The sequence below is a fragment of the Arthrobacter sp. SO3 genome (assembly GCF_020532825.1).
Lineage (GTDB): Bacteria > Actinomycetota > Actinomycetes > Actinomycetales > Micrococcaceae > Arthrobacter.
Map to the genome: position 1 here is coordinate 1 of NZ_MQTS01000167.1, position 1,940 is coordinate 1,940.

At 63.8% G+C, this 1,940-nt stretch carries 1 protein-coding gene; it reads right to left on the minus strand.

The annotated features are described in order from the left end of the window. Positions 1–34: 34 nt before the first annotated feature. Positions 35–1,072, minus strand: coding sequence for an IS30 family transposase (locus tag BJQ90_RS15720; protein WP_226761166.1), 1,038 nt, complete (start codon positions 1,070–1,072; stop codon positions 35–37). Positions 1,073–1,940 lie beyond the last annotated feature (868 nt).

Sequence of the window (1,940 nt, forward strand, 5' to 3'; positions counted from 1 at the left end):
GGCGGATTCAAGGGATCGATGCAACACCCGAGGGTCAATTGGTTGTCAGTAAACCACGGAGTCGCTCCGCGGGGGTGTCCCATCCAAGGGTCTCTCGTGGTCGTCCGTTGAGTTCCTGGGCGACGTGCTCCAGGTCCTCGGGTCCGTAGGCGTTCAGGTCGGTGCCTTTGGGGAAGTATTGTCGCAGCAAGCCGTTGGTGTTTTCGTTGGATCCGCGCTGCCAGGGGCTGGCAGGGTCGCAGAAGTACACGTCCATGTCCGTGGCGATGCCGAATGACTTGTGCAGGGCCATTTCCGCTCCCTGGTCCCAGGTCAGGGATCCGCGCAGATGTTGCGGCAGCGTGGCCATGGTCTTGATGAGTCCGTCGCGCACGGATTCGGCGGTGTGGTCTGTGGGCAGGTGGACGAGCATCACGTAGCGGGTGGTGCGTTCCACGAGCGTTGCGATCGCCGACTGGTTGTAGGCTCCGGTAATCAAGTCACCTTCCCAGTGCCCCGGAACGGCGCGGTCTTCGATCTCGGCTGGGCGTTCGGAGATGTTGATCATCGGGTCCCGGAAACGGCTGGTGCGTTCTTCGGGGTTTTTGTGCTTTTTGCGACGGGTCCGTCCGGTCCGCAGGGCTTCTTTGACCTCGCGTTTGAGACCGCCGCGGGCTTGGATGTAGAGGGCTTGGTAGATCGTTTCGTGGGTCACACGCATGAGGGGGTCATCGGGGAATTCCTTGATCAGCAAGTGCGAGATCTGTTCCGGGGACCAGCGTGTGAGCAGCTTGGCGTGCACATAGTCGCGCAGTTTCCCGGGTGCGGCCAGTTTACTGTCCTTGGGCCGTGCCCGGGCCGCGGTGGCACGCCGGTTGGCGCCGTACGGCAGGTAGCCAAGCACCGGGTGGCTATTGCGGCCGATCTCCCGGCTGACCGAGCCCGGTGACCGGCCCAGAGTCCGGCCGATCTCACGCATCGACCTGCCGCCGCTGAGCAGGTCGGCAATCAGCTCCCGCTCACGCAAGGACAGGTAGCGGGTGCTGATGGGTTGCTCCAGGGCGTCCAAGGCCGCCGGGGCGGGTGCAGACACCGCCGGCTCCGTCGGCCCGGGTGCCGCAGCAGTGGCTGGAGGTTCCGCAAAAGTAGTTCTCACCTCTTGGTTATACGGCAGATCCGCAGTATCACCCCCGGCGGCCTCCTTGTCCTTTGCACCCTGTTGCCGGTCCCATTTGTAGGAGCTCTGTTCGCTGGCGCCGGCTGCGAGGGCGGCGTCCCTGCGGCCGGCTCCTTCCTGGCGCAAGCGCAGGTAGTGAATCTGCTTACCCGACGGGCGTCGCGGGCTGAGGGAGGCCATGCCGGCATCGTTCGCCCAGTTCGAGCAGGTGGAGATGTTCAGGCCGAGTTCCCTGGCGGCAGCGCTGACGTTGCCGATCTCCCGCAGCAGGCCCAGGAACTCCTCTACCACCGCCGATGGGTGGCGTTGCTGCGGGGCGCGTTTCACGGTTCTGGTTGAGCGCGGCTTCCCGGCCGCGCGATTGACCCGGCCGGCCCAGGAATTCGCCGTGCTGGTGTTCAGCCCCAGTTCCCTGGCCGCAGCCACGATGTTGTCGGTCCGATCAAAGGCAGCATGGAACTGGTCCTTGTCGGCCTGGGAGTACTGGCGATGACGCCTGATCCCGGCAGCGTTCGCCCACTTCTGACAGGTGCTTCTGTTCAGGCCCAGCTCATTGGCAGCCGCGGCGACACTTCCCAACCGCGCCACTGCGGAAAGGAAATCCTTCCTCTGGGCGCCGGTATGTGACTGCTGATGACGCTTGCCGTCTACTCCTGCCGGGGACGCGGATGCTTCCGTCGAAGGAGATTCTTTCCTTGAGGAAAAACTACTTCTTGATGGTGATTCCATTCGCGTTGCAACTCCCGATAATTCGGAGGTGTTGCAACGATCGCTTGAACCCGCC